Annotated in this window: 36 protein-coding genes; 10 read left to right on the forward strand and 26 right to left on the reverse strand. The window is 56.9% G+C overall.

The window, feature by feature from the left end; all coding sequences use genetic code 11:
* Positions 1-26: 26 nt before the first annotated feature.
* The 7 genes from atpG to ACHEXK_RS14080 are packed head-to-tail and all read right to left on the reverse strand — an operon-like array spanning position 27 to position 5,316.
* Positions 27-914, reverse strand: a complete 888-nt coding sequence (gene atpG / locus ACHEXK_RS14050) for a F0F1 ATP synthase subunit gamma (protein ID WP_416546919.1) — start codon at positions 912-914, stop codon at positions 27-29.
* A gap of 27 nt (positions 915-941) precedes the next feature.
* Entirely contained in the window at positions 942-2,495 is a 1,554-nt protein-coding gene (gene atpA / locus ACHEXK_RS14055) for a F0F1 ATP synthase subunit alpha (protein WP_416546920.1), read from the reverse strand.
* A gap of 42 nt (positions 2,496-2,537) precedes the next feature.
* Positions 2,538-3,068 carry a F0F1 ATP synthase subunit delta gene (locus ACHEXK_RS14060; protein WP_416546921.1) on the reverse strand — a complete coding sequence of 177 codons (531 nt, stop codon included), beginning with the start codon at positions 3,066-3,068 and terminating at the stop codon, positions 2,538-2,540.
* Positions 3,069-3,090: 22 nt separating this feature from the next.
* Positions 3,091-3,561, reverse strand: a complete 471-nt coding sequence (locus ACHEXK_RS14065) for a F0F1 ATP synthase subunit B (RefSeq protein ID WP_053172777.1) — start codon at positions 3,559-3,561, stop codon at positions 3,091-3,093.
* Between the two features lie 36 nt (positions 3,562-3,597).
* Complete coding sequence (gene atpE / locus ACHEXK_RS14070) at positions 3,598-3,846, reverse strand: F0F1 ATP synthase subunit C (RefSeq protein WP_019429175.1); 249 nt, start codon at positions 3,844-3,846, stop codon at positions 3,598-3,600.
* A 57-nt stretch (positions 3,847-3,903) separates the two neighbouring features.
* Entirely contained in the window at positions 3,904-4,782 is an 879-nt protein-coding gene (atpB, locus tag ACHEXK_RS14075; RefSeq protein WP_416546922.1) for a F0F1 ATP synthase subunit A, read from the reverse strand.
* 15 nt (positions 4,783-4,797) lie between these two features.
* Entirely contained in the window at positions 4,798-5,316 is a 519-nt protein-coding gene (locus tag ACHEXK_RS14080) for an ATP synthase subunit I (protein WP_416546923.1), read from the reverse strand.
* 190 nt (positions 5,317-5,506) lie between these two features.
* On the opposite strand from ACHEXK_RS14080, the gene ACHEXK_RS14085 reads away from it, so the two are divergent.
* From ACHEXK_RS14085 to yghU, 5 genes are read left to right on the forward strand one after another with little or no spacing between them, the layout of a single operon-like run.
* Positions 5,507-5,953 (forward strand): DUF4149 domain-containing protein, encoded by a 447-nt coding sequence (locus ACHEXK_RS14085; protein WP_416546924.1) that lies wholly within the window; start codon positions 5,507-5,509, stop codon positions 5,951-5,953.
* Between the two features lie 25 nt (positions 5,954-5,978).
* Positions 5,979-6,278 (forward strand): YbeD family protein, encoded by a 300-nt coding sequence (locus ACHEXK_RS14090; RefSeq protein ID WP_416546925.1) that lies wholly within the window; start codon positions 5,979-5,981, stop codon positions 6,276-6,278.
* Between the two features lie 2 nt (positions 6,279-6,280).
* The gene (gene lipB, locus ACHEXK_RS14095; protein WP_416546926.1) at positions 6,281-6,943 is read left to right on the forward strand and encodes a lipoyl(octanoyl) transferase LipB; all 663 of its coding nucleotides are present in this window, start codon (positions 6,281-6,283) and stop codon (positions 6,941-6,943) included.
* Between the two features lie 43 nt (positions 6,944-6,986).
* On the forward strand, positions 6,987-7,997 hold the full coding sequence (gene lipA, locus ACHEXK_RS14100; RefSeq protein ID WP_416546927.1) for a lipoyl synthase: 1,011 nt from the start codon (positions 6,987-6,989) through the stop codon (positions 7,995-7,997).
* A 29-nt stretch (positions 7,998-8,026) separates the two neighbouring features.
* Positions 8,027-8,899: a glutathione-dependent disulfide-bond oxidoreductase gene (gene yghU, locus ACHEXK_RS14105; RefSeq protein ID WP_416546928.1), complete on the forward strand. Its 873-nt coding sequence runs from the start codon at positions 8,027-8,029 to the stop codon at positions 8,897-8,899.
* Here the strand turns inward: yghU and ptsP are convergent.
* The 5 genes from ptsP to ACHEXK_RS14130 are packed head-to-tail and all read right to left on the reverse strand — an operon-like array spanning position 8,886 to position 13,168.
* The gene (ptsP, locus tag ACHEXK_RS14110; protein ID WP_416546929.1) at positions 8,886-10,670 is read right to left on the reverse strand and encodes a phosphoenolpyruvate--protein phosphotransferase; all 1,785 of its coding nucleotides are present in this window, start codon (positions 10,668-10,670) and stop codon (positions 8,886-8,888) included. The two genes, yghU and ptsP, sit on opposite strands and share 14 nt — an antisense overlap.
* Positions 10,671-10,673: 3 nt before the next feature.
* Positions 10,674-10,943: an HPr family phosphocarrier protein gene (locus tag ACHEXK_RS14115; RefSeq protein WP_416546930.1), complete on the reverse strand. Its 270-nt coding sequence runs from the start codon at positions 10,941-10,943 to the stop codon at positions 10,674-10,676.
* Positions 10,912-11,355, reverse strand: coding sequence for a PTS sugar transporter subunit IIA (locus ACHEXK_RS14120; protein WP_416546931.1), 444 nt, complete (start codon positions 11,353-11,355; stop codon positions 10,912-10,914). Before ACHEXK_RS14120 ends, ACHEXK_RS14115 begins: the two co-directional genes overlap by 32 nt.
* 11 nt (positions 11,356-11,366) lie before the next feature.
* Positions 11,367-12,626 carry an MFS transporter gene (locus ACHEXK_RS14125; protein WP_416546932.1) on the reverse strand — a complete coding sequence of 420 codons (1,260 nt, stop codon included), beginning with the start codon at positions 12,624-12,626 and terminating at the stop codon, positions 11,367-11,369.
* Entirely contained in the window at positions 12,623-13,168 is a 546-nt protein-coding gene (locus tag ACHEXK_RS14130) for a hypothetical protein (RefSeq protein ID WP_416546933.1), read from the reverse strand. The genes ACHEXK_RS14125 and ACHEXK_RS14130 overlap by 4 nt, the downstream gene beginning before the upstream one ends.
* Positions 13,169-13,221: 53 nt before the next feature.
* Between ACHEXK_RS14130 and ACHEXK_RS14135 the strand changes: the two genes are divergently transcribed.
* The 3 genes from ACHEXK_RS14135 (at position 13,222) to ACHEXK_RS14145 (ending at position 15,759) form a co-directional block, all read left to right on the forward strand.
* Entirely contained in the window at positions 13,222-14,466 is a 1,245-nt protein-coding gene (locus ACHEXK_RS14135; protein WP_416546934.1) for a CaiB/BaiF CoA transferase family protein, read from the forward strand.
* Complete coding sequence (locus ACHEXK_RS14140) at positions 14,466-15,194, forward strand: alpha/beta fold hydrolase (RefSeq protein ID WP_416546935.1); 729 nt, start codon at positions 14,466-14,468, stop codon at positions 15,192-15,194. The genes ACHEXK_RS14135 and ACHEXK_RS14140 overlap by 1 nt, the downstream gene beginning before the upstream one ends.
* A gap of 121 nt (positions 15,195-15,315) precedes the next feature.
* Positions 15,316-15,759, forward strand: a complete 444-nt coding sequence (locus ACHEXK_RS14145) for a TlpA family protein disulfide reductase (protein WP_416548960.1) — start codon at positions 15,316-15,318, stop codon at positions 15,757-15,759.
* A 61-nt stretch (positions 15,760-15,820) separates the two neighbouring features.
* Here ACHEXK_RS14145 and ACHEXK_RS14150 read toward each other — a convergent pair whose 3' ends face one another.
* Positions 15,821-16,273 carry a c-type cytochrome gene (locus tag ACHEXK_RS14150; RefSeq protein ID WP_416546936.1) on the reverse strand — a complete coding sequence of 151 codons (453 nt, stop codon included), beginning with the start codon at positions 16,271-16,273 and terminating at the stop codon, positions 15,821-15,823.
* A gap of 91 nt (positions 16,274-16,364) precedes the next feature.
* Between ACHEXK_RS14150 and ACHEXK_RS14155 the strand changes: the two genes are divergently transcribed.
* Positions 16,365-17,027, forward strand: a complete 663-nt coding sequence (locus ACHEXK_RS14155; protein ID WP_416546937.1) for a cytochrome b/b6 domain-containing protein — start codon at positions 16,365-16,367, stop codon at positions 17,025-17,027.
* 38 nt (positions 17,028-17,065) lie between these two features.
* Positions 17,066-17,563, forward strand: a complete 498-nt coding sequence (locus ACHEXK_RS14160) for a GNAT family N-acetyltransferase (RefSeq protein ID WP_416546938.1) — start codon at positions 17,066-17,068, stop codon at positions 17,561-17,563.
* 66 nt (positions 17,564-17,629) lie between these two features.
* Here the strand turns inward: ACHEXK_RS14160 and ACHEXK_RS14165 are convergent, their stop codons facing one another.
* From ACHEXK_RS14165 to tuf, 13 genes are all read right to left on the reverse strand, one after another.
* The gene (locus ACHEXK_RS14165) at positions 17,630-18,136 is read right to left on the reverse strand and encodes a peroxiredoxin (protein WP_416546939.1); all 507 of its coding nucleotides are present in this window, start codon (positions 18,134-18,136) and stop codon (positions 17,630-17,632) included.
* A 103-nt stretch (positions 18,137-18,239) separates the two neighbouring features.
* Entirely contained in the window at positions 18,240-18,509 is a 270-nt protein-coding gene (rpsQ, locus tag ACHEXK_RS14170) for a 30S ribosomal protein S17 (RefSeq protein ID WP_108428165.1), read from the reverse strand.
* Positions 18,510-18,518: 9 nt separating this feature from the next.
* Positions 18,519-18,713, reverse strand: coding sequence for a 50S ribosomal protein L29 (rpmC, locus tag ACHEXK_RS14175; RefSeq protein ID WP_053172813.1), 195 nt, complete (start codon positions 18,711-18,713; stop codon positions 18,519-18,521).
* A 17-nt stretch (positions 18,714-18,730) separates the two neighbouring features.
* Complete coding sequence (rplP, locus tag ACHEXK_RS14180; protein WP_019426900.1) at positions 18,731-19,147, reverse strand: 50S ribosomal protein L16; 417 nt, start codon at positions 19,145-19,147, stop codon at positions 18,731-18,733.
* An 11-nt stretch (positions 19,148-19,158) separates the two neighbouring features.
* A complete protein-coding gene (gene rpsC / locus ACHEXK_RS14185; protein ID WP_100120206.1) occupies positions 19,159-20,037 on the reverse strand; it encodes a 30S ribosomal protein S3 in 879 nt (292 codons plus the stop codon).
* 14 nt (positions 20,038-20,051) lie between these two features.
* Entirely contained in the window at positions 20,052-20,381 is a 330-nt protein-coding gene (gene rplV, locus ACHEXK_RS14190; protein WP_019426902.1) for a 50S ribosomal protein L22, read from the reverse strand.
* A gap of 9 nt (positions 20,382-20,390) precedes the next feature.
* The gene (gene rpsS, locus ACHEXK_RS14195) at positions 20,391-20,669 is read right to left on the reverse strand and encodes a 30S ribosomal protein S19 (RefSeq protein WP_007847809.1); all 279 of its coding nucleotides are present in this window, start codon (positions 20,667-20,669) and stop codon (positions 20,391-20,393) included.
* Between the two features lie 10 nt (positions 20,670-20,679).
* Positions 20,680-21,504, reverse strand: coding sequence for a 50S ribosomal protein L2 (gene rplB / locus ACHEXK_RS14200; protein WP_090044295.1), 825 nt, complete (start codon positions 21,502-21,504; stop codon positions 20,680-20,682).
* 2 nt (positions 21,505-21,506) lie between these two features.
* Positions 21,507-21,821: a 50S ribosomal protein L23 gene (rplW, locus tag ACHEXK_RS14205; protein ID WP_019429300.1), complete on the reverse strand. Its 315-nt coding sequence runs from the start codon at positions 21,819-21,821 to the stop codon at positions 21,507-21,509.
* On the reverse strand, positions 21,818-22,438 hold the full coding sequence (gene rplD / locus ACHEXK_RS14210) for a 50S ribosomal protein L4 (RefSeq protein WP_019426906.1): 621 nt from the start codon (positions 22,436-22,438) through the stop codon (positions 21,818-21,820). The genes rplW and rplD overlap by 4 nt, the downstream gene beginning before the upstream one ends.
* Positions 22,438-23,103: a 50S ribosomal protein L3 gene (rplC, locus tag ACHEXK_RS14215; RefSeq protein WP_100120208.1), complete on the reverse strand. Its 666-nt coding sequence runs from the start codon at positions 23,101-23,103 to the stop codon at positions 22,438-22,440. The genes rplD and rplC overlap by 1 nt, the downstream gene beginning before the upstream one ends.
* Before the next feature lie 181 nt (positions 23,104-23,284).
* Complete coding sequence (gene rpsJ, locus ACHEXK_RS14220) at positions 23,285-23,599, reverse strand: 30S ribosomal protein S10 (RefSeq protein ID WP_019426908.1); 315 nt, start codon at positions 23,597-23,599, stop codon at positions 23,285-23,287.
* Positions 23,600-23,674: 75 nt separating this feature from the next.
* Positions 23,675-24,865, reverse strand: coding sequence for an elongation factor Tu (gene tuf, locus ACHEXK_RS14225; RefSeq protein ID WP_089951874.1), 1,191 nt, complete (start codon positions 24,863-24,865; stop codon positions 23,675-23,677).
* Positions 24,866-25,025 lie beyond the last annotated feature (160 nt).

Here is a 25,025-nt window from a genome sequence, read left to right on the forward strand (position 1 = left end):
ATAATTTGAATTTGCTGAACTGGGGATCAGCCGCTGATCGCGGCTGCGCCAGAGACGATTTCCGACAGTTCTTTGGTGATGGCGGCCTGACGGGTCTTGTTGTAAACGAGTTTGAGTTCGCCAATCACATTGCCAGCGTTGTCCGTGGCGGCCTTCATGGCCACCATGCGTGCAGCGTGTTCCGAGGCCATGTTTTCGGCCACAGCTTGGTAGGCCAAGGCTTCTGCATAACGGATCAACAAATCGTCAATGACCGATTGGGCATCGGGCTCGTAGATGTAATCCCATCCGTGGGCCACGGCACCTGCCGCCTTGGTTTCCGCTTCCATTTTGGAAGAAGACAGCGGCAACAGCTGATCGATGGTCGGCACTTGTGCCATGGTGCTGACAAACTTGTTGTAGCACAGGTACACAGCACTCACCTCACCGGCAGCGTAAGCATCGAGCAACACCTTGACGGGGCCGATCAACTTTTCAAGGTGCGGCTTATCGCCTAAATGGGTGACATTGGCCACCACCTTGGCATTGACGCGGTTCAGGAAACCCAAACCTTTGCCGCCGATGGCCACAGCCAGAGGCGTTTTGCCCTCAGCCTGCGTTTCACGCAATTGAACGGTCACAGCGCGCAACAGGTTGGTGTTCAAGCCACCGCACAATCCTTTGTCCGTGGTCACCACAATGAAGCCAACAGACTTGCCGTCGTTGGGTTTCATGAAGGCATGCACGTATTCAGGATTGGCCTGCCCGAGATGGGTCGCAATGGTGCGAATCTTCTCGCTGTAAGGCCGGGCCGTGCGCATACGCTCCTGCGCCTTGCGCATTTTGGAGACGGAAATCATCTCCATGGCCTTGGTGATCTTCTTGGTGTTTTCCACCGATTTGATCTTGGTGCGTAGTTCCTTGCCCGATGCCATCAGCGGCTCCTTTTGATCAGGTAGAAATTAAGCAAAGCTTTTCTTGAAAGCGGCCACAGCAGTGTTCAATTCGGCTTCTGCCTCTTTGTCCAAAGCTTTAGAGCTCTCGATTTTGGCCAACAATGCAGCGCACTTGTCCTTCAAGTACGCATGCAAGCCGTGCTCAAAAGCCAGCACTTTCTTCACATCGATGTCGTCCATGAAGCCTTTGTTCACGGCAAACAGGCTTGCACCCATCAGGCTGATCGACAATGGGCTGTACTGAGCTTGCTTGAGCAATTCGGTCACACGGGCACCGCGGTCCAATTGCTTGCGTGTGGATTCGTCCAGATCAGAAGCGAACTGCGCAAAAGCAGCCAATTCACGGTACTGGGCCAAATCGGTACGGATACCGCCAGACTGGCCTTTGATGACCTTGGTCTGTGCGGAGCTGCCGACGCGTGACACCGAGATACCGGCGTTGATCGCAGGGCGGATACCCGCGTTGAACAACGAGGTTTCCAAGAAGATCTGACCGTCGGTGATCGAAATCACGTTCGTGGGCACGAAGGCAGACACGTCACCAGCCTGAGTTTCGATGATGGGCAGAGCCGTCAAAGAACCTGTTTTGCCAGTCACTGCGCCTTTGGTGAAGGCTTCGACGTAGTCGGCGTTCACGCGGGCCGCACGCTCGAGCAGACGGCTGTGGAGATAGAACACGTCGCCAGGGTAAGCTTCACGGCCTGGTGGGCGACGCAACAGCAAAGACACTTGGCGGTAAGCCACAGCTTGCTTGGACAGATCGTCATAAACGATCAAAGCATCTTCACCGCGGTCACGGAAGTATTCACCCATGGTGCAGCCAGAGTAGGCCGACACATACTGCATGGCAGCGGATTCTGAGGCAGAAGCGGCCACAACGATGGTGTACTCCATCGCACCAGCTTGTTCCAGAGCACGCACCACGTTTTTGATCGACGAAGCCTTTTGGCCAATCGCGACGTAAACGCAGGTCATGTTCTGACCTTTTTGGTTGATGATGGCGTCAATCGCGACGGCGGTCTTGCCGGTCTGACGATCACCAATGATCAGTTCGCGCTGGCCACGGCCCACAGGCACCATGGAGTCAATCGACTTCAGGCCGGTTTGCATAGGCTGGTCAACCGATTTACGTGCGATCACGCCAGGGGCGACTTTTTCGATCACGTCGGTCATCTTGGCATTGATGGGGCCTTTGCCGTCAATGGGCTGACCCAGTGCGTTGACCACACGGCCAATCAGTTCTGGGCCAACTGGCACTTCCAGAATACGGCCTGTGCACTTGACAGTGTCGCCTTCGGAGATGTGCTCGTACTCACCCAAGATCACGGCGCCCACCGAGTCACGCTCGAGGTTCAGGGCCAGACCAAAAGTGGCGGTGCCATCAGCCGTGGATGGAAACTCGAGCATTTCGCCCTGCATCACATCCGACAAGCCGTGCACGCGAACGATACCGTCGGTCACAGACACCACAGTGCCTTGGTTGCGGATATCGGCGCTGGCGGACAGCCCTTCGATGCGGCTCTTAATCAGTTCAGAAATTTCTGCGGGATTGAGTTGCATGACTCTTTCCTTCTTTCTTTAAATATGTCCGGTCTCGCCCGCTTATGCGGTGAGGGCCGATTTCATTTGTTCCAGTCGGGCCTTGACAGAGGTGTCAAGCACCTCATCGCCCACCACCACACGGATGCCGCCGATCAAGGCAGCATCCAACTCAACGCTCACATTGAGCTTGCGCGCAAAGCGTTTTTCGAGTGTGGAAGACAAGTCGGCCAAAGCCGAAGCGTCGATGGGAAATGCGCTGTAGACCACCGCATCTGCGGTGCCACCTTGCGCATTCATTAGGGCCCGGTACTGCTGTGCAACAACAGGCAGCGCACTGAGACGGCGGTTTTCGATCACCAGGCGCAGGAAGTTCTTGCCAGCCTCGGGCAGTGCAGTGCGCACCACGCCAGAGATCAGCTCAAATGCCTGCTCGTCGGACACTTTGGGGCTGTCGACAAATTGTTGCAATTGCGCGTTATCGGCAATGGCAGCCAATTCATCCAGCCAAGCGGCCGTGCCAGCAAGATCGGATGCCTGCGCTTTAAAAAGCGCATCGGCATAAGGGCGGGCGATGGTAGCAAGTTCTGCCATGGTCTTCTCTGGCTGGAGCTTCTTACAGCTCGGTCTTGAGGCGGCTCAGCAGATCAGCGTGGACACCGGCGTTGACTTCCTTGCGGAGAATCTGCTCGGCACCTTTGACAGCCAAAGCGGCAACCTGCTCACGCAGAGCCTCGCGCGCTTTGACCGCTTGCTGCTCAGCTTCAGCCTTTGCAGCGGCGATGATCTTGTTGCCTTCTTCGGTGGCACGTGCCTTGGCTTCGTCAACGATGCCATTAGCACGGCGCTCGGCATCTGCCAAGCGTGAAGCCGTCTCATTGCGCGACTGCGCCAATTCGGACTCAACACGCGCATTGGCGTTGCTGAGTTCGGCTTTGGCTTTGTCGGCGGCAGCGAGGCCGTCAGCGATTTTCTGTGCCCGTTCGTCGAGCGCTTTTGTGATCGGGGGCCACACGAATTTCATCGTGAACCACACCAGAATCGCAAAAACGATCATCTGAATGAACAGAGTAGCGTTAATGTTCACGGTTCAGTCCTTCTTCTGTTGGAAGAGGTACGTGGATTACTTCAAAACGAAGGGGTTGGCGAAGGCAAACAACAGAGCGATGGCCACACCAATCAGGAACGCAGCGTCGATCAGACCCGCCAAGATGAACATCTTGGTTTGGAGTTCGTTCATCAATTCAGGTTGACGAGCAGAAGACTCGAGGAATTTACCGCCCATCAAAGCGATACCGATGGAAGCGCCGATAGCACCCAGACCAACGATCAAACCACATGCCAATGCCACCAGGCCGAGAATGTTTTCCATGAGAAGCTCCTAAAAGTTAGTGGAAAAAAGAAACAAGAAACGAGAGAAAAAGTGTCATCAATGTGCGTCGTGCGCTTGACCCGTGTAGATCAGCGTCAACATCATAAAGATGAAGGCTTGCAAGGTGATGACCAGGATGTGGAACAGTGTCCACACGGTACCGGCGACGATATGACCAATGGCCAAACCCACGCCAGTTGCCGACAATGCCCAGCCGCCACCCATGAGGGCAATCAACATGAACACCAACTCACCCGCAAACATGTTGCCAAACAGTCGCATGCCATGCGAAACCGTCTTGGCCAAATATTCAATCATCTGCATCAAGAAGTTAATCGGATACAGAGCCCAATGGTCACCAAAAGGCGCAGCAATCAGTTCATGCGCCCAACCGCCCAAGCCTTTGATCTTGATGTTGTAGACCAAGCAAACAAACAGCACTGAGCATGACAAGCCCAATGTGGTGGACAAGTCAGCCGTGGGCACCACACGCATGTAATCTTTGAAGCCCAAAGCCGGGCCCGCAGCATGCCAAGCGGCAGGAATCAAATCGACCGGCAACATGTCCATGGCGTTCATCAGGAAAATCCAAACGAAAACGGTCAAGGCCAGCGGCGAAATGAGCTTGCGACTCTTGGCGTTGTGGATCACGCCCTTGGCCTGGTTTTCAACCATTTCCGACAAGATTTCAACGGCTGCCTGAAAACGGCCCGGAACACCCGAAGTGGCTTTACGCGCTGCAGCCCACAGCACGAAACAACCGATTGCACCCAACACCAGGGAGAAAACAACCGAGTCCAAATTGAAAAGACTGAAGTCGACAATGCTTGTTTGCTTGACGCCCTCAAATGAAAAATTCATTTGCAGGTGTTGCAGGTGGTGCTGGATGTACTCTCCAGCCGTTGGGGCATGCGCGCCAGCGTTTTCAGCAGACATAAATCACCAATCAATTCAAAAAAATTTCGGCTTCGACTTTGCTTGCATCCAGCCCAGCGCCATGGCCAGCCAATACACCTTCATCGTCACCACAAAGCCGGCCACCAAAGACAACCAACTCAGCTGTGAAATCACTTTCGGCGCCACCAGAAGCAACGCCACGGTCAAAATGATCTTGACCAACTCCCAAACAAACAAACCCACCAAGGCCGCGCCTGGCTGAGTTCGGCGCATTTGTCGGCTCAAAGCCCTGACAAAGACCATGCCAGGCATCACCACCGCCAGCGCACCCCAAGCCACCGAAGCGGCCAAATGGGTTTGTCCCGTTACCCATGCTGTCGACAGCGCCATCAAAGCCCCGACGCCTGATTGCAACCACAAAACACGCCAAGGCGATGCTTGCCTGTGGTTTTGTCGCCAAGTCTGCGCTTGTTCGGCAGTCAAGGGCTTGAATTCAGGCTCCAGCGCTTCATCTACAACAACTGTTGTTGCGTCACGCAACCCGTTTTGTGATGATGAGGCGATTTTGGTCATCTCAAATTACATCCAGGTTACGCTTGGCAAATGCAGCAAAGCCTCAGATTATACGTAGAAACCCGTGCCCCTCCACTTTTTTTGGCCCGCATCCATGCAAGTCGCACGTTTTAAGTGCATTCTCGGCCGTCAAGGACTTTCTTTTTGATCATTTTTCAGCACCGGCACGACCCGGCCCCGAGGTTCACACATGTATGAATGGTTCAAATTTTTGCACTTGGCCGCTGGCATTGTCTGGTTGGGCGGCATGGCATTGGTGATTTTGGCGCTGCGTCCTGTGGCCATCCAGCGCTTGCCTCCGCCAGAACGTCTGCCATTGATGTCCGGTGTCTTGTCCCGGTTTTTTGTCATGGTCTGGATCTCCATCGCGCTGATTTTGGCGACGGGGTTTTGGATGCTTTCATTGACAGACATGAAACTGGCTCCCCGAGGATGGCACGCCATGTCGGGTCTGGGTGTCTTGATGTGCCTTGTTTTTGGGCACATTTGGTTTGTGCCATTTCGTCGCCTGAAAGCGGCCGTGACCGCTGAGGACTGGCCCGCAGCGGGCAAAGCTTTGGCACAAATTCACCCCTTGGTTTTGACCAATTTCGCACTCGGCTGGGCAGCCGTCCTGGCTGTTGTCGTCTGGCGTTAAGCTAGCAGGCTCAACGGAAACATTCATGAGCGCCTCCATCCAACCTCCCGCCGGTACCGACCCACGCCAAGAAACTTTGATCGAATACCCATCGGTCTTTCCGATCAAAGTCATGGGTGCCATGGTCGACGGTTTTGCCGAAGCCATGTGCCAAGTTGCCCAGCAATTCGATCCCGGCTTCGACCCTGCCACCATCGAATTGCGCCCCAGCAAAGGCGGCAATTACTTGGGCGTGACGCTCAGCATCACGGCAACCAGCCGCGAACAACTCGACGACCTTTACCGCGCCCTGACCTCGCACCCGATGGTCAAAATCGTGCTTTGAGCATGGACATCCGGCTTCTTGGGCAAGTGGACTACTTGCCAACCTACGAAGCCATGCAGGCTTTCACGGCCACCCGCACCCCTGACACGCCCAATGAACTTTGGGTGTGCGAACACCCTCCCGTGTTCACCCAAGGGCTGGCCGGGCAAGCCTCGCACCTGTTGATGCCCGGCAACATTCCGGTGGTGCAGACCAACCGGGGCGGGCAAGTCACTTTTCATGGTCCTGGCCAAGTCATGGCCTATCCGCTGGTCAATTTGCAACGGGCTGGCTACTACGTCAAGGAATACGTCTTCAAGCTGGAAGAATCGGTCATCCGGACTTTGGCCCACTATGGCGTCACAGGCCACCGGGTGGCGGGTGCACCCGGCATCTACGTGCGCCTGGACGACCCCTTCAGCCACGCGGCCTTGGTTGGCCCGACACCCGCCAACGACCCCTTCAAGGGCCTGGGCAAGATCAGCGCCTTGGGCATCAAAGTCAGCCGCCACTGCACCTACCACGGCGCGGCCCTGAACGTGGCCATGGACCTTCAACCCTTTGAGCGTATCAACCCCTGTGGTTATGCCGGCCTGAAAACCGTGGACCTTTTTACAATCGGTGTTGAAACCACCTGGGACGATGCTGCCCGTGTGCTGGCGGGCCAACTCGCCGCCCGTCTCTGAAACGCCCCCTGACCTGCCGCCGAGCGGCCACCGAAAGAATCCGATGAGCAACATCCCGACCGAACGCCAAGTGGTGCGCGAAGCGCAAAGCGTTGAAAACTACGACCCCATGGCCAAGCAAAAAGCTGCCGCCAAACTCTCGCGCATTCCGGTCAAGGTGGAGCAAGCCGAGGTGCTGAAAAAGCCGGAGTGGATCCGCGTCAAGGCCGGCTCGCCCACCACACGCTTTTATGAAATCAAAGACGTGCTGCGTGCCAACAAATTGGTGACCGTGTGCGAAGAAGCCAGCTGCCCCAACATCGGTGAATGCTTTGGCAAAGGCACGGCCACCTTCATGATCATGGGGGACAAGTGCACACGCCGCTGCCCGTTTTGCGACGTGGGCCACGGCCGCCCCGACCCGCTGGATGTGAACGAACCCGACAACCTGGCCAAGACGATTGCGCAGCTCAAACTGCAATACGTGGTGATTACCAGCGTGGACCGCGACGACCTGCGCGACGGCGGCGCCGGGCATTTTGTGGAGTGCATCCGCAAAACACGCGAGCTGTCACCCACCACCCAGATCGAAGTGCTGGTGCCCGACTTCCGGGGGCGTGACGACCGCGCGCTCGACATCCTCAAAGCGGCCCCACCGGACGTGATGAACCACAACATGGAAACTGTACCGCGCTTGTACAAAGAAGCTCGCCCTGGCTCGGACTACCAGTTCTCGCTGAACCTGCTGAAAAAGTTCAAGGCGCTGTTTCCGAACGTGCCCACGAAAAGCGGGCTGATGGTTGGCTTGGGCGAAACCGACGAAGAAATTTTGGAAGTGATGCGTGACATGCGTGCGCACCACATTGAAATGCTGACCATTGGCCAGTACTTGGCCCCCAGCAACAGCCACTTGCCCGTTCGCCGCTACGTGCACCCGGACACCTTCAAGATGTTCGAAGCCAAAGCTTATGAAATGGGGTTCTCGCACGCGGCAGTGGGCGCCATGGTGCGCAGCAGTTACCACGCCGATCAGCAAGCGCATTCGGCCCATTTGAATCTGGCAGAGAAATCCTGACCTCAGCCACCACCATCCCTCAAGCCATCATGACCGACACACCCCCCTACACACCGCCTGCCGTTTGGACCTGGAACAAGGCCAACGGCGGACGTTTTGCCAACATCAACCGCCCCATCTCTGGGGCGACCCACGAACAAGATCTGCCGCGCGGCCAGCATCCACTTCAGCTGTACTCACTGGGGACGCCCAACGGCGTCAAAGTGACAGTGATGCTGGAGGAATTGCTGTCGATGGGTCACACCGGCGCTGAGTACGATGCTTGGTTGATCCGCATCCAGGAAGGCCAACAATTCAGCAGCGGCTTTGTCAGTGTCAATCCCAACTCCAAGATTCCGGCCTTGTTGGATTGCAGTGGGGAGCAAGCTGTTCGTGTGTTCGAATCTGGGGCCATTTTGTTGTACTTGGCCGAAAAATTTGGAGCGTTGGTGCCCACCGACCCAGCACAACGCGCCGAATGCTTGTCATGGCTGTTTTGGCAGATGGGCAGCGCGCCTTATTTAGGGGGAGGCTTTGGCCATTTTTATGCCTATGCACCCATCAAAATCGAGTACGCCATCGACCGTTTTGCCATGGAAGTCAAACGCGAAATGGATGTGCTGGACAAACGCTTGGCCCAGAGCCGCTTCATTGCAGGTGACGCCTACACCATCGCTGACATCGCCATTTGGCCTTGGTACGGCGCACTGGCCAAAGGATTGATGTACGAGGCAGGTGAATTTTTGCAAGTGCAGGAGTACACCCACGTCCAGCGCTGGGCCGAAGAATTGGCGCAGCGCCCTGCCGTGCAGCGCGGGCGCATGGTCAACCGCGTGATGGGAGCACCCGAGTCGCAGTTACACGAGCGCCACAATGCCGACGACTTCAACACCCGAACACAAGACAAAGTCAATAAGGCTTGAGTATCGCCTGCTGCGGCGGGCTTGAGCGGGCCATGCAGCTTGCAGGGTCTTCGCTGTCGAGCACCTGCTCAGCCCATGGCGCCAGCTTGGTGCAATCCGAGCGCAGAACCTGTTGTTTGACCGACAAAATCTGCGAGGGATGCATGGAAAAACTGCGCAACCCCAGGCCCAGCAACAAGCGCGTCATCGTCACATCACCCGCCATTTCCCCACAGATCGACACGCTTTTGCCTTGACGCTGGCTTTCAGCAATGGTGTCGGCGATCAGACGCAACACGGCAGGATGCATCGGGTCGTACAAATGCGCCACCGATTCATCCGCTCGGTCAATCGCCAAGGTGTACTGAATCAGATCGTTGGTGCCGATCGATAAAAAGTCAAAATGCTTGAGGAACATGCGCAGCGACAAGGCCGCCGCCGGGATTTCAATCATCGCACCCAAACGCACAGGCCCATGGGCCGCGCCCCGACGGTCCAACTCTTGGCGAGCCTGCTCGATCAAGGCCAAGGTCTGGCGGATCTCGCTGCCGTGCGCCAACATGGGAATCAGCAAGTTGACTTGTCCATGTGCAGCAGCGCGCAAAATGGCGCGCAATTGCGTCAAGAACATGGCCGGATCGGCCAAGCACCAACGGATGGCGCGCAAGCCCAGTGCTGGATTCAAGTGGGAAGCTTCGTGACGGCTGTCATCCAGGGGCTTATCGGCACCCACATCAACGGTGCGGATGGTCACAGGCAAGCCATTCATGCCGTCAACAGCGCGACGGTAAGCCAGGTACTGCGCCTCTTCATCGGGCAGGTGACCCTGGCGGCCCATGAACAAAAATTCACTGCGGAAAAGCCCCACGCCCAATGCACCCGCGGTGAGGGCCGCTTGCGTGTCTTCGGGCATTTCAATGTTGGCCAGCAACTCGATTTTTTGACCGTCCAGCGTGACCGAGGGCGTGTGGCGCAGCCGCGCCAAACGCTCGCGCTCCAGATCACCCTGGCGTTGCTTGAAACCGTAGTCGGCCAGGATGATGGGCGACGGGTCCACAATGACCACCCCTGCATCGCCATCGATGATGACCCAATCGTCTTGCTTGACCAACTGACTGGCGGTGCGCGCCCCCACCACGGCCGGGATGTCCAGGCTGCGGGCCACGATGGCGGTATGTGAGGTCTTGCCGCCCACATCGGTCACAAAACCGGTGAAGACACTTTGCTTGAACTGCAGCATGTCGGCCGGAGACAGATCGTGGGCCACCAGCACCAAGGGCACGTCGATGTCACCGAGCTGAAGCTCTTGTTGCGGGCGTTGGGGCCGCTTGGCCTGTGCCACCAAAGACCCTGTGCCCTTGAGGCAATGCAAGACCCGCTCACCCACTTGTTCCATGTCGGCTTTGCGTTCGCGCAGATAGGGGTCTTCCATCTCCTCAAATTGGCGAACAATGATCTCGAGCTGGCTGGTCAAGGCCCATTCGGCGTTGTACAGGCGCGTTTTGATCCACTGAACCACGCCTGCGGTGAGCTCCTCGTCTTGCAGCAACATGAGGTGCACATCCAGCAAAGCCGCCAGCTCGTGTGGCGCATCCTTGGGCATGTCTTTTTGAAGGCGCTGCAGCTCATCGACCACGGCATCTCGAGCCACACGCAATCGGCGGATTTCAGAGCTGACTTGGTCTGGGCTCACGAAGTAATGCGCCACATCGACCCGGCTGGAGGCCACCAGAACCGCACGGCCAATGGCGATGCCTCGCGCCACCGCCAAGCCATGGATGCTGAACGTCATGGCTTATTCACCTTCACCAAACTTGTCGTTGATCAGGGCCAGCAAAGCCGCCAACGCTTCTTCATCGCGCTCGCCTGCCGTGTCCAACACCACTTCGCTGCCCAAACCCGCCGCCAACATCATCACGCCCATGATGCTTTTGGCATTGATACGACGGGCGCCCTTGCTGAGCCACACCTCACATGGGAAACTGCCAGCCAGCTTGGTCAACTTGGCCGATGCACGGGCGTGCAAACCCAATTTATTGCTGATGATCACGGTGGCTTGGGGCATGTCTCTGTCCAGTTTGATTTTGGGGTGCGGTGCTGCCCACAGGCATCACGCCTTGGGTACCACCTGCGTGAGCGCGTGCTGCGAGCTGCTCTAGGCTTTCGTGGCGGTAGCAGACGCTGCGCAACACCATGGGGAGATTGGCGCCGGCTACCAAGCGCGTGTTGTGACCATTGCCCAATTGCTGCGCCACATTGCACGGCGTCGCACCGAACACATCGCTGAGCAACAACACATGATCGGTGCCCAATGCGGCCATGGCTTTGCGTGCCAAGATCAGGCTGTCTTCGGGCGTGTCATCCGGCAGCACATCCAATGCGCGCACGCCATCTGCGCAATCGGGAAAGACGTGCAAAGCGCATTCCCGCAAGGCAGTGGCCAAAGGGGCATGGGCAATGATGAGGATACCGATCATGATGGCATCGATTATCGGGCCTGCGCTGGCTTTTTGAGCACGAAAAAAGCCCAAGACAGGACCGAGCTGGCGCCAAAGCAGGCCAGGGCCAGTTGATAGGCCTGGGCATTGGCCAGACCCATGGCACGTCCGGCGTCCACCAACAGCCCGATGCCCCACTGAACAACAAAGATGCCAGCAAAAATCACCAAGTTGTAGGCTGAAAGCGCACGCCCCGCCAAATGCGATGGAAACGCCATACCCACCGCTGGCTGGGCCAGTGCCACAAACGTACTGGTGGTGCACAGCAAGGCCAAGCCCACAGCCACCCCGCCGTCCATGCCAGGCCCCATCCAGACAAGTGTGCCAATGACAACAAAGCTCCAAGGCAAACCCCACGCGATCAAGCGCTCCACAGGAATGCCTTTGCGGGCCAAGCCCGGCGTGATCAAACCCCACAACCAAAATGTCACCAGCATGGACAGGTTGATCAGGAACAACCCCGAAGCGGCTTCAGAGGCCGTCCACCCAGCCACTTGGGTCATCCAAGGCCCCGCCCACAGCGTCTGAATGGCCACCATGCCGCCATAGCTGAAAAAGCCCAGTGGGGTCATGCGCCAGAAATAGGCACTGCGCCAGATTTCACGGTAACTGCCATCGTCGTCGGCCGGTCTCTGCGCGGCGCCCATGCCTGCTGTCTGCCAAACCGGCACCAACAAGGCAATGAGCAGCATGGCCAAGGCGATCATCACGCCCAACATGACAAAAAGTGCGCGCCAACCCCAAATGGGCATGAGCCACTGAACCGGCAAGGTGGCGGCCAACATGCCCAAAGAGCCCGTCATCAGCATCCACGAGTTGGTGCGCAGCTGGGTGCTGGCGTCAAACCAGCGGCGATAGCCCGTGAGCGGGGCCATCAAACAGGCACTCACGCCCATGCCGCACAACACCCGCGCCGCCAACAAGCCATGGAAACTGTCGGCCCAAGAAAATGCCAAGCACCCCAACACGGCCAAAGTCAAAAAAGCCAAAATGACTTTTTTGGGGCCATGCCGGTCCAGCCATCGACCCAAAGGCAATTGCGTGAGGGAAAACCCCAAAAAATAACCGCCAGCCAACAGTCCCAAATCTTGGGCGCTCAGGTTGAATTCGGAGGTCAGTGTGGGCGACAAGGTGGCGGTGATGGCCCGCACCAAGGCTGAAAAAAAGTAGGCCAGCGCAAAGGCCAAGAACACCACCACCGCCATCCGGCGGGGTAAATGGTCAGCATGCAGCGTGTCCGGCGAGCTCATGGCTTGATCCCATCAAACAAGGTGCTGGCCATCTCGGGCTGAATTTTGGCGTCATACACCACAGCGTGGACGACGCGCACACGGTCACCTTCGGCCACAGCGCCCCACACAGCGTCCATGCGCACCGGCTCGCCATTGGCCCGCAAACCCGCGGCCTGCAAGCGAACAGAGCCACTCAAGGGGAGCTGTCCCGGGCGGTGCCAATTTGGCCGGCCCGTTTCCTGACCAGGCTGCACGCGGGCGTTGTCCAGGGTGGCTTTTTGCCAGCCCAGAAGGACGGCATTGGCATCGGCTCCGGCAGGCAAAAGCGCCGTCATCACCGCCACCATGGCCGTGCCACTTTCGCAACCCACCATTTGCAAGTCCACCGGTTGGCCTCCCAAGGGCACGCTGCGCGTGGTTTTGTCTGGCTTGCAAGGCAATTGCGCTTTGAGAGGACTGCCCTCGAGACTGACATCGCGCCAGTTTTGATCAGGGCTGCAGGCAGCTAAATTGAGAGCGAGTATCAAACTGGCAGAAAGCGCGGAAAAATGGATTTGCATGGTGTGATTATCCTGATCAGCGACGCCTTCACATTTTGAGCACAATGATGCCCATGAATTCACTCGACGGCATCCGCGTTCTCGACCTCTCCCGCGTATTGGCGGGTCCATGGTGTACACAGACTTTGGCCGACTTGGGGGCTGATGTGATCAAAATTGAGCGTCCCGGTTCGGGTGATGACACGCGGACCTGGGGCCCCCCGTTTTTGAAAGATGCGAACGGTCAAGATACGGCCGAGGCCGCTTACTACCTTGGCGCTAACCGCAACAAACGGTCTTTGACCTGCGACATTGCCCAAGTCGAGGGCCAAGCCCTGATCCGGGAGTTGGTGCAGCACTGCGACATCTTTGTTGAAAATTTCAAAGTCGGCGACATGGCCCGCTACGGCCTGGACTACGCCAGTTTGAGCGCCCTGAATCCCAAACTGGTGTATTGCAGCGTGACGGGCTTTGGACAAACTGGACCCTACCGCGAACGCGCGGGTTATGACTACGCCGTCCAAGGCATTGGCGGGTTGATGAGCGTGACGGGCGAGCGCGACGATTTGGGAGGCGGCCCCCAAAAAGTGGGCGTGGCCGTGGCAGATTTGTTCACCGGCATGTACGCCACGGTGGCGATTTTGGCGGCCTTGCGCCACGCCGAGCGGACGGGTCAAGGTCAACAGGTCGACATGGCCCTGCTCGACACCCAAGTCGCCATGCTCGCCAATTTGGGCTCGAACTACCTGGTCAGCGGCAAAGTGCCGGGACGGGCTGGCAATGCACACCAAAACATCGTGCCTTACCAAGTGTTTGAGGTCATGCCCCCCGAAGGCGCCCCACCGGGCAGCCGTGACCACCTGATCTTGGCAGTCGGCAATGATGGCCAGTTTGCCAAGTTTTGCGCTGTGGCCGGTCACCCCGAACTGGCCCAAGACCCCCGCTATGCACTCAACACCAACCGAGTCCGCCACCGCGCCGAATTGGTGCCCCAGTTGGAAGCCATCCTGGCCACCCGGACCAAAACCGCATGGCTGAGCGCATTAGAGGCCGCCAAGGTGCCCTGTGGTGCCATCAACACCTTGGGTGAAGTTTTTGCGGATCCCCAAGTTCAAGCGCGTGGCATGGTCAGCACCTGGTCGCACCCGATTCAGTCAGACTTGAAACTGGTCTCGAGCCCGATCAAGATGAGCCTGACGCCGGTGCGCCAAGATCTGCCGCCCCCGCTGTTGGGCCAACACACGTCGGAGGTCTTGCGAGAAGTTCTGGGGTGGACGCCAGAACAACAAGGCGCCTTGCGTGGCAAAGGGGTGATTTGATGGCCAATTTTCTGCTCGTACATGGTGCCTGGCATGGCGCTTGGTGCTGGCAGCGTGTGCTGCCGGGTTTGTTCCAAGCTGGGCACCGCGCCCACGCGGTCACCCTCACAGGCGTGGGAGAACGCGCCCATTTGCTGCAACCCAACATTGATCTGGACACCCACATCCAAGATGTGATGGCGGCCATGGATGCCGAAGAGATGGACGATGTGGTCTTGGTCGTGCACTCCTACGCGGGCATGCTGGGCACCGCCGTCGCTGACCGCCGGCCACAACGCCTGCGCCATTTGGTCTACCTCGATGCGGTGCTGCCCAAACCGGGTGAAAGTTGGAGCAGCACGCACGCCAGCGCCACCCGCGATGCCCGCATCGCAGCCGCGCAGACCGACCCTTTGCACGCATTTCCGGCACCAGACCCCTCGGTATTCGGTTTGAGCGATGCCGACCATGCATGGGTGGCGAGACGGCAAACACCGCACCCTGGCGGCCCTTACACCCAAGCGCTCGACTTTGATCCCCAACGTGTGGCCAGCGTTCCCCGAACTTTCATCAACTGCACCTTGCCCCCCCTAGGAACCATCGATGTCAGCCGGCGAAGAATGGTCGACCCCCTTTTTTGGAACGGCGCTTGGCTGCCAGGGTCCACTGTTGTGGAAATGGCCACGGGTCATGACCCCATGGTCAGTGACCCGCAAGGCCTTTTGAAATGCTTGATGTCCTTGCTTTAAGCCCATGTGGCTCGGCAATGGGATTAGACTTTGACCCATGAACCAGCACCACCATTTCTTGTCGAGTCCTCAACGCTTGAGTCGCCGTCTGTGGGCATGCTTCGGCGCGCTTGTTTTGTCCATGGCCATGATGGGGTGTGCAGGTGAGCGTGCACCTGCATCATCCTTTGTCCTGCTGGACGGCACCACGCTGACTTCCCAACAGCTGCAAGGCAAGGTGTCATTGGTCAATTTTTGGGCCACCAGCTGCACCACTTGTGTCGCCGAAATGCCAGAACTGGTGGCCACACACCAGAAGTTCAAAGAACGCGGTTTTGACACGGTGGCTGTGGCCATGAGCTACGACCCACCCAGCTATGTGGTCAATTTCGCTCAATCGCGGCAATTGCCTTTCAAGGTCGCCATCGACAACACCGGTGCGGTCGCCCGAGAGTGGGGAGATATCAAACTGACCCCCACCACCTTTTTGCTCAACAAGCGTGGTGTGATCGTGAAACGGTTTGTGGGAACACCAGACTTTGTCGAGCTTCACCAGTTGATCGACAAACTCTTGACCGAAACCTGATGTGACCGGCTTGTTAGCCATCGGTGCCGGCATCTGCGCCGATGCGCCGATGGTTTGTTTCTCAGTCCTTGCGGAAATTGTCGTGGCACGCTTTGCACGAGGCACCCGCCGGACCAAATGCGGCCTTCAGTGCATCCAAATTGCCCGCTTTGGCGGCCGTGTTGAGTTTGGCGATTTCTGCTTGCATCTTGTCGGATGCCTCTTTGTATTTGGCAGCTTCCTTCCAGATTTCTGGCTTGGCGCGGGTTTCGCCTTTGTCGGTGCCCTCGCCGAAAGCCGCCCATGGCAACTTGGCCAATGTGGCGACGATCTCAGCATTTTCGGCTGCAGCCTTGGCATCGTAAGGCGCACGGCCACTCGCCATGGCGCCCAAACGTCCGAAGTGCGCAGCCATCACGTTGAATGTGGCTTTGCGGTACTTGACCGCATCTTCTGGTTTGGCAAATTGCGCCTGTGCAGGCATGCTCATGGCCAAAGCCAACAAAGTAGCCACCAGACCTGTCGCTTGTTTCATATAGGACCCCCATCATTTGAAACGGTTGAAAAAGATTTATCCTGTCACAGTCTGGCATAGATTGATGAATGCCGCATCTCTGAAAGTGTTTATGTTCACCCTCCGGATCTGGGATTTACCCACTCGACTGTTTCATTGGGCTTTGGCTGCTTGCGTATTGGGTTTGATCATCACAGGCAAATGGGGGGGCAACGCCATGGCCTGGCACTTCCGCTTCGGTTATGGGGTGCTGGTTCTTTTGTCATTTCGTCTTTTTTGGGGGTTTTGGGGGGGCTTTTGGTCTCGCTGGACGCAGTTGCCCCTTTCACCTCGCGAGGTTTGGCCTTACCTCAAAGGCCGCACTTCTGAACATGCGTTTCCCGGGCACAACCCTTTGGGCTCTTGGTCCATTTTGGCGATGCTGCTTGTATTGGCATTTCAGGTGAGCACGGGCTTGATCAGTGACGATGAAATTGCCAATGCGGGTCCTTTGACTGCCTTGGTGTCTGGTGAATGGGTTTCATGGGCCACCAGTTGGCACAAGCAATGGGGGCAATGGCTCGTGTTTTTCTTGGTGGCGTTGCACCTGTTGGCCCTGCTCTGGTACCGACTGCGAAAAAAACTGTCTTTGGTCCCCGCCATGGTGCATGGTCATAAATCCTTGCCCGTTCTTGTACAAGAGTCTCAAGATCGCAGGTGGCAACGAATTTTCGCCATCTTGTTGTTGTCCCTGTCCTGCGCAGGGGTGTGGACTTTGTTGTCTTTTGGCCCCTGATCCATCCTTACACTGTCGCTCATTTTTGACACACCGCCATGTCTGTTCATTCACCACACATCCGAATCAACCAAGCTGAAGGCTTGGCAGAGTTGAACCAAGCCCGTGCCATTTTTCAAGAATATGCCTCTTCTTTGGCCGTTGATTTGTGTTTTCAAGGCTTTGAACATGAGTTGGTGCATTTACCAGGTGAGTACGCTCCGCCGCGTGGGGCCCTGTTGCTGGCTTGGCTCGATGGTGCTTTAGCCGGTTGCTGCGCACTTCGCCCTCTGGACTCTTGCGACTACGCCAATGCGGCGGAAATGAAGCGTTTATTTGTGCGACCCTCGGCCCGTGGTCAGGGCTTAGGACGCTTGCTGACCGAAGCGATTTTGGACGCTGCCCGTGCAGCCGGTTACAGCTGTGTTTTGTTGGACACTCTGGATGACATGGAGTCAGCACGGGCCCTCTACGAGGATTTGGGCTTTGTCGAAATTCCACCCTACTATCACAACCCCCATGCTGGAGCGCATTACTTGAAAGTGGAGATCGATTGAACGCCTGAGGATCAACACATGAAATGAAAAAGGGACCCGCAGGTCCCTTGATCAGGGCCAAGCTTTTCAGCCTTTGGCTTGGGCCAGCAAAGTAGCGGCATCGCTGACTTCAAATTTGCCAGGGCCTTCCACGTTCAAGGTGGCAACTTTGCCATCCTTGACCAACATCGAATAACGGTTGCTGCGCACGCCCATGCCGCGGCTGGTCAGGTCCAATGTCAAACCGGTGGCTTTGCTGAAGTCAGCGCTTCCGTCACCCAGCATGCGCACTTTGGTGCCGGTCTTCTGCTCACGCGCCCAAGCGCCCATGACGAAGGCATCGTTCACACTCACGCACCAGATTTCATCCACACCCGCCGCCTTCAGGGCGTCATGGTTGTCAACATAGCCGGGGACATGCTTGGCTGAGCAAGTGGGTGTGAATGCACCGGGCAGTGCGAACAAAGCGATGGTTTTGCCGGCTGCGGATTTGGTCACATCGACTGGGTTGGGCCCAATGCTGCAGCCATTGCCCTCCACTTCGACGAATTCCATCAATGTGGCTGCAGGCAAGGTGTCTCCGACTTTGATCATGTTGTGCTCCATTCGGTGGTGTGGCGAGATTGCCAAGATAAAAAAAAACGACCCACCATTGTGGGTCGTTTTTGGAAAGTTTGCAGCAGTCGGGCTTTTGGGCTTAGACGGAAGCAGCTTTCTGGACCAGGCGCGTTGCCACCCAGTTTTTGGTCTTCGAAATCGGACGGCTTTCCGTGATTTCAATGGTATCGCCCAGGTGATATTGACCTGTTTCGTCGTGTGCGTGGTACTTGCTCGACTTGGCCACGATCTTGCCGTAGAGCGCGTGTTTCACACGACGCTCCACCAGCACGGTCACGGTTTTGGCGCGCTTGTCGCTGACCACCTTGCCAATCAAGGTGCGCTTGAGGGATGTTTTAGCTTCCGTCATGGTCACTCCTTACTTGGCGGCTTGCTTTTGGGCAAGAATGGTTTTGGCACGGGCGATGGCACGGCGAGTCTGACTCAAAGTACCGGTGTTGCCGAGTTGTTGGGTGGCTTTTTGCATACGAAGGCCAAAGTGGGCTTTTTGCAGCGCTTTGATTTCGTCTTTCACACCAGCAACATCTTTTTGGCGCAATTCAGCAGCGTTCATTTCTTGTTCCTCCTGAATTATTGGCCAATCATGCGGGCCACGAAAGTGGTACGCAAGGGCAGTTTGGCAGCGGCCAATTTAAAGGCTTCACGGGCCAACTCTTCAGGCACGCCCACGATTTCGTAGAGCACCTTACCGGGTTGGATTTCGGCCACGTAGTACTCGGGGTTACCTTTACCGTTACCCATACGCACTTCAGCAGGCTTGGTGGAAATCGGCTTGTCAGGGAACACACGAATCCAGATGCGGCCGCCACGCTTGACGTGACGGGAAATCGCACGACGTGCGGCTTCAATCTGGCGGGCCGTCAAACGGCCGCGGTCTGTGGACTTCAGGCCGAAGTCACCGAACGCTACCGTGTTGCCACGGGTAGCGACGCCGGTGTTGCGGCCTTTCTGTTCCTTGCGGAACTTTCTGCGAGCAGGTTGCAGCATGTTGTTACTCCTTATTGACCGTCAGCTGCTGCAGCTGGCGCGGCGACTGTGCGTACGCGCTTAACGGCGGGTTTGGCATCACCGCCTGCACCGGCGGGCTTGTCGCTACCGTCAGTGGGGGCTGTGTTGGTGCCAGCGGGACGACGTGGGCCACCACGACGATCACCTGTTGGGCGATCACCAGGACGGGCGTCACGGCGAGGACCACGTGGGCGGCGCTCTTCTTCGGCACGTGGCTCAGCCAGTGCAGGAGCATCGTTGCGACCCAAGGTGTCACCTTTGTAGACCCAAACCTTGACACCGATGATGCCGTAGGTGGTCTTGGCTTCGGAAGTGGCGTAGTCGATGTCAGCGCGCAGGGTGTGCAATGGCACACGGCCTTCGCGATACCACTCGGTACGCGCAATTTCGATACCGTTCAGACGGCCAGCCGACATGATCTTGATGCCTTGGGCACCCAAACGCATGGCATTTTGCATGGCACGCTTCATGGCGCGGCGGAACATGATCCGCTTTTCGAGCTGCTGGGTGATGCTGTCAGCAATCAACTGCGCATCGATTTCAGGCTTGCGCACTTCTTCGATGTTGACGGCGACAGGCACGCCCAAGCGAGCAGCGAGTTCTTTCTTGAGCAACTCGATGTCTTCGCCTTTTTTACCGATCACCACACCTGGACGAGCCGAGAAGATGGTGATGCGGGCGCTCTTGGCTGGACGCTCGATCAGCACGCGGGAAACCGCGGCGTTCTTGAGCTTGGCCTTGAGGTACTCACGCACCTTGATGTCTTCGGCCAGCATGCCGGCGAAGTCTTTGTTGCTTGCGTACCAGCGGCTGGCCCAGTTACGGCTGACGGCCAAACGGAAGCCGGTAGGATGGATTTTTTGTCCCATGTTTCTTCCCTGGCTTAGTTGCCGACCGTCACATACACATGGCATGTGGGCTTGCTGATGCGGTTGCCACGGCCTTTGGCGCGGGCTGTGAAACGCTTGAGCGTGGTGCCTTGTTCGACGTAGATGGTTTTCACCTTCAACTCGTCGATGTCGGCACCGTCGTTGTGTTCAGCGTTGGCGATGGCGGACTCGAGAACTTTCTTGACGATGCCCGCAGCTTTTTTCTGCGTGAATGTCAAGATGTTCAGCGCTTGATCCACTTTTTTTCCGCGAATCAAATCGGCGACCAAGCGGCCTTTATCGACCGACAAACGGACGCCCCGGAGGACTGCACGTGTTTCCATGGTCTTTCCTTATTTCTTCTGGACTTTTTTGTCCGCAGGGTGACCCTTGAATGTCCGGGTCAATGCGAATTCGCCCAATTTGTGGCCAACCATTTGGTCAGTCACATAAACAGGAACGTGTTGCTTGCCGTTGTGAACAGCGATGGTCAGACCGATGAAATCGGGCAAAACCATGGAGCGACGCGACCATGTCTTGACGGGCTTTTTATCTTTGGTAGCGACGGCTTTTTCAACCTTGGCCAACAAATGGTGGTCAACGAATGGACCCTTTTTGAGAGAGCGTGTCATTGTCTAACCCTTACTTCTTGCGACGCGACACGATCATGACCTGTGTGCGCTTGTTGTTACGGGTACGGTAGCCCTTGGTGAGGTTGCCCCACGGGTCTACTGCATGACGGCCTTCGCCGGTACGGCCTTCGCCACCACCGTGCGGGTGATCCACAGGGTTCATGGCCACGCCACGAACCGTTGGGCGGATACCCATCCAACGCTTGACACCGGCCTTGCCCAATTGGCGCAGGCTGTGCTCTTCGTTGGCGACTTCACCGATCGTTGCGCGGCACTCGATGTGGATCTTGCGAACCTCACCGGAGCGCATACGCACTTGAGCGTAGATGCCCTCGCGAGCCAGCAAGGTTGCCGAAGCACCTGCCGAACGAGCGATCTGAGCACCCGCACCGGGCTTGAGCTCGATGCAATGGATGGTCGAACCCACGGGGATATTGCGAATGGGCAATGTGTTGCCAGCACGGATAGGCGCTTCTGGGCCCGACATCAGGGTTGCACCGGTTTCAATGCCACGTGGGGCAATGATGTAACGGCGCTCACCATCGGCGTAGCACAGCAAAGCGATGTGCGCAGTCCGGTTTGGATCGTACTCAATGCGCTCGACTTTCGCCGGGATCGCATCTTTGTTGCGCTTGAAGTCAACCACGCGGTAGTGGTGCTTGTGACCACCGCCTTTGTGGCGAGTTGTGATGTGACCGTTGTTGTTACGGCCTGACTTCTGGTGCTGGGGTTCCAGCAACGGAGCGTAGCCTTCACCTTTGTGCAGGTGGTCACGCGTGACCTTCACCACGCCACGACGGCCTGGCGATGTCGGTTTGATCTTGATGACAGCCATGATTACGCGGCCTCCCCGGACAGGTTCAGCTCTTGACCTGGTTGCAGCGTGACATAAGCCTTGCGAATGTTGTCGCGACGGCCAATGGTCTTGCCAAAACGCTTGGTCTTGCCCTTGGTATTCACCACAGAGACGCCTTTGACCTCGACCTTGAACATCAATTCCACTGCGGCTTTGATTTCAGGCTTGGTAGCATCTTGCAGCACTTTGAATGTCACAGCGTTGGATTTCTCTGCAACCATGGTGGCCTTTTCGGACACGATGGGGGCAACCAGCACGGACATCAGACGACCTTCGTCAAACTTCACGGCGCTCATGCAAACATCTCCTTGAGTTTGTCCATGGCGCCTTTGGTCACGAGGACTTTCTTGAAGTTCACCAAAGACACGGGGTCGGCATAACGCGGCTCAACAATCAGAATGTTGATCAGGTTACGCGATGCCAAGTACAGGTTTTCGTCGACTTCATCGGCGATCACCAGCACGTTGTCGAGACTCATGGCCTTGAACTTGGCAGCGAGCTGCTTGGTCTTGGGTGTCTCAACCTTGAAGGAATCCACCACAGCCAAACGGCCTTCGCGGGCCAGCTGCGAGAAGATCGAAGCCATACCAGCGCGGTACATCTTCTTGTTGATCTTCTGTGTGAAGTTTTCGTCGGGCATGTTCGGGAAGATCCGACCACCGCCACGCCACAAAGGCGAGGAAGTCATACCAGCACGAGCGCGACCCGTACCTTTTTGTTTGAAAGGCTTCTTGGTGGAGTGGTGAACTTGTTCACGGTCCTTTTGAGCGCGGGTGCCTTGACGGGCATTGGCCTGATAAGCCACCACGATTTGGTGGATCAGGGCTTCGTTGTATTCACGACCGAACACGGTTTCAGGCGCATCCACTTTGGAAGCGGCTTGACCTTGGTCGTTCAGGAGTTCGAGCTGCATCAGTTCGCTCCTTTGGCTTTGATGGCGGGACGCACGGTCACGAAACCACCCTTGGAGCCAGGAATGGCACCTTTGACCATCAACAGGCCACGGGCTTCGTCAACGCGGATGACGGCGAGGTTCTGCGTGGTGCAAGTCACATCACCAAGGTGACCCGACATTTTCTTGCCAGGGAACACGCGGCCAGGATCTTGCGCCATCGAAATCGAACCAGGCACATTGTGCGAACGGCTGTTACCGTGCGATGCGCGCTGCGATTTGAAGTTGTGACGCTTGATCGTGCCAGTGAAGCCCTTACCGATGGAAGTGCCTTGCACGTCCACTTTCTGGCCCACAGCGAACACGGCAGCCACGGGCACAGTCGCGCCGGCGGCGTACTGGGCAGCCGTGTCGGCGGTCACACGGAATTCTTGAATGATTTCACCGGCTTCTACACCGGCCTTGGCCAAATGACCAGCGATAGGCTTGGTCACGCGCGATGCCTTGCGGGCACCAAATGTCACTTGCAAAGCGACATAGCCATCGTTCTCTTGGGTTTTGACCTGGGATACACGGTTGTTGGACACATCCAGCACTGTGACAGGAACCGAATCCCCATCATCAGTGAACAGACGCATCATGCCCACCTTGCGACCCAGCAACCCGAGGGAGTTGCTCAGACTCATTGTTTTCTCCAAAACTTTCACCGAAGCCACTTCAATTGGCAGCCCCGTTTGGTGTGTGAAAGACTGTTAATAAATCTCACCCCAAAAGAGGTGAGCCTGAAATTATAGCCCGACTTGTCATTTCTGGCAAGTCGGGCCTTATTTCAAGTTTTGGATGGCCTTTGCGCCACCCCAAACCGCATTACTGCAGCTTGATTTCGACGTCCACGCCAGCGGGCAGATCGAGTTTCATCAAGGCATCCACAGTTTTGTCTGTAGGGTCCACGATGTCCATCAAACGCTGGTGCGTACGGATTTCCAACTGGTCACGGCTGGTCTTGTTGACGTGCGGTGAACGCAGGATGTCAAAACGCTTCATGCGTGTTGGCAAAGGCACGGGGCCCTTGACAATCGCGCCGGTACGCTTGGCCGTGTCAACGATCTCTGCAGCGGACTGGTCGATCAATTTGTAATCAAACGCTTTCAGGCGAATGCGGATTTTTTGCTTGGATGACATGTCAATTCCTTGTGGTGAGTGTTTGCTTTTTGCAGCGCAAAGGCCAGGCCTTTGCGCCACCGATCCACAAAAGAATTAAGCGATGATCTTGGCAACGACGCCAGCGCCAACCGTGCGGCCACCTTCGCGAATGGCGAAGCGCAAGCCTTCTTCCATCGCAATGGGGTTGATCAACTTCACCGTGATCGACACGTTGTCACCTGGCATCACCATCTCTTTGCCTTCTGGCAATTCGATCGCGCCGGTCACGTCCGTTGTACGGAAGTAGAACTGCGGACGGTAGTTGTTGAAGAAAGGCGTGTGACGGCCACCTTCGTCTTTGGACAAGACATAGATCTCGCCCGTGAAGTGGGTGTGCGGCTTGATCGAGCCGGGCTTGCACAACACTTGGCCGCGCTCGACGTCTTCGCGCTTGGTGCCGCGCAACAAGATACCGACGTTGTCACCGGCTTGACCTTGGTCCAGCAACTTGCGGAACATCTCCACGCCTGTGCAAGTGGTCTTGACCGTGTCTTTGATACCCACGATTTCGATTTCTTCGCCGACTTTGACGATACCGCGCTCGATACGGCCAGTCACCACGGTGCCGCGGCCAGAGATGGAGAACACGTCTTCCACGGGCATCAAGAAGGCACCGTCCACTGCGCGGTCAGGCGTAGGGATGTAAGTGTCCAAAGCGTCGGCCAACTTCATGATGGCTTGCTCGCCCAGAGGGCCCTTGTCGCCTTCCAGTGCCAGCTTGGCGGAACCTTGCACGATGGGGGTGTCGTCGCCTGGGAAGTCGTACTTGGACAACAACTCGCGCACTTCCATCTCGACCAGCTCCAACAACTCAGCGTCGTCGACCATGTCGCACTTGTTCAAGAACACGATGATGTAAGGCACGCCAACTTGACGGGCCAACAGGATGTGCTCACGGGTCTGAGGCATGGGGCCGTCAGCAGCGGAGCAAACCAAAATCGCGCCGTCCATCTGGGCAGCACCCGTGATCATGTTTTTCACATAGTCAGCGTGGCCTGGGCAGTCCACGTGTGCATAGTGACGGTTTTCTGTTTCGTACTCAACGTGCGCAGTGTTGATCGTGATACCACGAGCCTTCTCTTCGGGCGCCGCGTCGATCTGGTCGTACGCTTTGGCAGCACCGCCGAACTTGGCAGCCAACACGGTGGTGATGGCGGCAGTCAGCGTGGTTTTGCCGTGGTCAACGTGACCGATGGTGCCCACGTTCACGTGGGGTTTGGTCCGTTCGAATTTTTCTTTAGCCATTTTTCTATCCTTAAAAAGAGCAATGCCCGTGTGTTGGTTTTATGTTTGCATCAGGTTGCTGGTTCACTCCGCACGGGCACAGAGTGGCACTTGATCGCAGACAGTTTCTGAACTTTCAGATCTGACTGATTCCAGTCAGTGGTGCCCGAGCAAATTCGCC

Origin of the sequence: Limnohabitans sp. DCL3 (genome assembly GCF_048019295.1) — a bacterium.
Lineage (GTDB): Bacteria > Pseudomonadota > Gammaproteobacteria > Burkholderiales > Burkholderiaceae_C > Limnohabitans_A.